Here is a 3803-nt window from a genome sequence, read left to right on the forward strand (position 1 = left end):
GCCGGCGGGCCGCATCAGCAGGGAGGCGATGGCGAGGACGGGTTCGCCGATCGCGTCGGCGGCTTCCAGGGTCAGGGTGTCGGGGCCGCTGCGGGAGAGGCGCACGCGCAGGGTGGTGGCGCCGGTGGCCTGGAGTGAGGCGTCGGCGAGGGAGAACAGGACGCGGCCGTCGCCGAATCCGTCGAAGGTGCCCAGGCCCAGCGGGTGCAGGGCGGCGTCCAGGAGCGCGGGGTGCAGGTCGAAGCGTCCGGCCTCCTGCGCGGTGCCTTCGGGGAGGGCGACTTCGGCGTACACGTCCTCGCCGTGGCTCCAGGCGGCCCGCAGGCCCTGGAAGACGGGCCCGTAGTCGAGTCCGGCGGCGGCGAGCCGTTCGTAGACGCCGTCGGTGTCGAGGGGTTCGGCGTCCTTCGGCGGCCAGACGGTGAAGTCGAACTCCGTCGCGTCTGTGGCGCGTTCGGGGTGCCGGGCGCTCAGCAGGCCGCCGGCGTGCCGGGTCCAGGGGCCGTCCGCGTCCAGGCTGTTCGAGTGGTCCGGGTTCTCGGGCCGGCCGTACACGCCGAAGACGCGGGAGCCCAGCGCGTCGGGTCCCTCGACCCGGACCTGGAGGTGGACGCGGCCGTGCTCGGGCAGGACGAGCGGGGATTCCAGGACGAGTTCGCGTACGTGCCCGCAGTCGGTGTGGGCACCGGCGCGCAGGGCGAGTTCGAGGAAGGCGGTGCTCGGCACGACGACGGAGCCGTTGACGCGGTGGGCGGCGAGCCAGGGCTGCGCGTGGGCCGACAGGCGTCCGGTCAGGACGACGGTGGCGCCCTCGGCGGGCGGGACGACGGCGCTCAGCAGCGGGTGGTCGGCGGCGAGGAGTCCGGCCGCGGACGGGTCGCCGGATCCGGTGGGTACGTCGAGCCAGAACGTGCGGTGCTGGAAGGCGTAGGTGGGCAGGGGTACGGGCCGGCCGCCGGGGGCGACCGCGTCCAGGCAGGCCTGCCAGTCGAGGGGGACGCCGCGGGTGAACAGGGCGCCCAGGGCGGCGACGAGGGTGGCCGGTTCGGAGCGGTCTTCGCGCAGCGCGGGCACGGTGAGGTGGCCGTGGGTCTCCCAGCAGCCCTGGGCGAGGGTGGTGAGGGTGGCGTCGGGGCCGAGTTCGAGGCAGTGCTCGACGCCGTGCTGTTCGAGCCAGGCGATCCCGTCGGCGAAGCGGACCGCCTGCCGGACGTGGCGCACCCAGTACTCGGGCGAGGTGAGTTCCCCGGCCTCGGCGGGCCTGCCGGTGAGGTCGGAGACGACCGGGATGCGCGGCTCGCCGTAGGTGATGCTTTCGGCGACGGCCCGGAAGTCGGCCAGCATCGGTTCCATGCGCGGCGAGTGGAAGGCGTGGCTGACGCGCAGCCGGGTGGTCTTGCGTCCCTCGCCCGCGAAGTGCGCGGCCACGGCGAGTACGGCGGGTTCGTCGCCGGCGACGACCACGGACCGGGGGCCGTTGAGGGCGGCGAGACCGATCTCGTCCTCCCGGCCGGCCAGCAGGGGCAGGACCTCCTCCTCGGTGGCCTGCAGCGCGATCATGGCGCCGCCCTCCGGCAGGGCCTGCATGAGCCGGCCCCGGGCGGCGACCAGCCGGCACGCGTCGGGCAGCGTGAGGACGCCCGCGACGTGGGCGGCGGCCAGTTCACCGACGGAGTGGCCCAGGAGGTGGTGGGGCCGTACGCCCCAGGACTCGACCAGGCGGTACAGGGCGACCTCGACGGCGAACAGCGCGGGCTGCGCGTACTCGGTGCGGTCGAGGAGGGCGGCGTCGTCACCGAGGACGACCTCGCGCAGCGGCCGCTCCAACTGGCCTTCGAAATGGCCGCATACGGCATCGAAGGCGTCCGCGTAGACGGGGAAGGTCTCGTGGAGTTCGCGGCCCATGCCCGGCCGCTGGGTGCCCTGGCCGGCGAAGAGGAACGCGGTGGTTCCCTCGGTGAGGGTGTCGCCGGTGACGGCGTCCGGGGAGGGTTCGCCCGCGGCGACGGCGGCGAGGCCGCGCAGGAGTCCGGCGCGTCCGGTGGCGCGGACCACGGCCCGGTGTTCGAAGCCGGGCCGGGTCGTCACCAGGGCGTGGGCGATGTCGGCGGTGTCGAGTGCGGGGTGCTCCTCGACGTGGGCGAGCAGGCGTGCGGCCTGTTCGCGCAGGGTGTGTTCGTCGCGGGCCGAGAGCACCCAGGGCAGCAGGGGCAGGCCGGCGCGGTCGGGAGCCTCGGTGGCCGGTTCGGTGGCGGGGGCCTGCTCGATGACGGCGTGGGCGTTGGTTCCGGAGACTCCGAAGGCGGACACGGCGCCGCGGCGGGGCCGGTCGGTCCGCGGCCAGTCGACGGACTCGGCGAGGAGCCTGACGTTGCCGGCGTTCCAGTCGACGTGGGAGGAGGGGTTGTCGACGTGGAGGGTGGGCGGGAGGACGCCGTGGCGGATCGCCAGGACCGTCTTGATGACGCCGACGACGCCCGCGGCGGCCTGGGTGTGGCCGATGTTGGACTTCACCGAGCCGAGCCAGAGGGGGCGGTCGGCGTCGCGGCCCTGGCCGTAGGTGGCGAGCAGGGCCTGGGCCTCGATGGGGTCGCCGAGGGCGGTGCCGGTGCCGTGGGCCTCGACGGTGTCGATCTCGGTGGCGGGTACGCCCGCGCCCGCGAGGGCGGCGAGGATGACGCGCTGCTGGGAGGGGCCGTTGGGGGCGGTCAGTCCGTTGGAGGCGCCGTCCTGGTTGACGGCGGAGCCGCGGACGACGGCGAGGATCTGGTGGCCGTTGCGGCGGGCGTCCGAGAGTCGCTCGACGACGACGACGCCGACGCCCTCGGCCCAGCCGGTGCCGTCCGCGTCCTCGGAGAACGCCTTGCAGCGGCCGTCGGAGGCGAGGCCGCCCTGCTGGCCGAACTCGATGAAGGCGCCGGGGCTCGACATGACGGTCACGCCGCCGACGGCGGCGAGTGAGCACTCGCCGGAGCGCAGGGACTGTGCGGCCAGGTGGAGGGCGACGAGGGAGGAGGAGCAGGCGGTGTCGACGGTGATCGCGGGGCCTTCGAGGCCGAGGGTGTAGGCGACGCGGCCGGAGACGACGGACATGGAGGTGCCGGTCAGCAGGTGGCCGCGGACGTCGGCGGGGACCTCCCGCAGTCCGCTGCTGTAGCCCTGGTCGCTGCATCCGACGAAGACTCCGCAGCGGCTGCCGCGCAGGGCGGCGGGGTCGATGCCCGCGCGTTCGAAGGCCTCCCAGGTCGCTTCCAGCAGCAGGCGCTGCTGGGGGTCCATGGCGAGGGCTTCGCGGGGTGAGATGCCGAAGAAGGCGGGGTCGAAGCGGTCGGCGTCGAAGACGAAGCCGCCCTGGCGGCGGGCGCCGCCGGTGGCGTCGGTGGCGAGGTCCCAGCCGCGGTCGGCGGGCCAGTCGGTGACCGCGTCGACGCCGGACACGAGCAGGTCCCAGAAGTCCTCGGGCGACCGGACACCGCCGGGCAGACGGCAGCTCATGCCGACGATGGCGACGGGTTCGTCGTCCTTGGACTCCAGCTGGCGGAGCTTGAGCCGGGTCTCGTGAAGATCGACGGTCAGTCGTTTGAGGTAGTCCCGAAGCCGCGCTTCAGTTGTCATGGACTGCCCCCATGCTGTTGTGGTGAGAAAGGGTCGCGCCTCGTGCGGCTTGGACAGCATGTCCCGGGGGTGGACCGTTTCCGTGGCCCTGGCCGGGTTGTCTGGGGAAACGCTTGGAAATCATCACCGCAGGCCGGGGACGTGGCCGCGGACACGGCGAAGCGGCGGGGGGGGGCGCCCGGGGGGGC

At 74.3% G+C, this 3803-nt stretch carries 1 protein-coding gene; it reads right to left on the minus strand.

Going from position 1 to position 3803, the window contains the following annotated elements; translation table 11 throughout:
• On the minus strand, positions 1-3615 hold a 3615-nt coding region (locus tag ABZV34_RS37610; protein ID WP_356287225.1), incomplete at its 3' end, for a type I polyketide synthase.
• Positions 3616-3803 lie beyond the last annotated feature (188 nt).

This window comes from Streptomyces sp. NPDC005195 (genome assembly GCF_040608315.1).
Taxonomy (GTDB): domain Bacteria; phylum Actinomycetota; class Actinomycetes; order Streptomycetales; family Streptomycetaceae; genus Streptomyces; species Streptomyces kaempferi.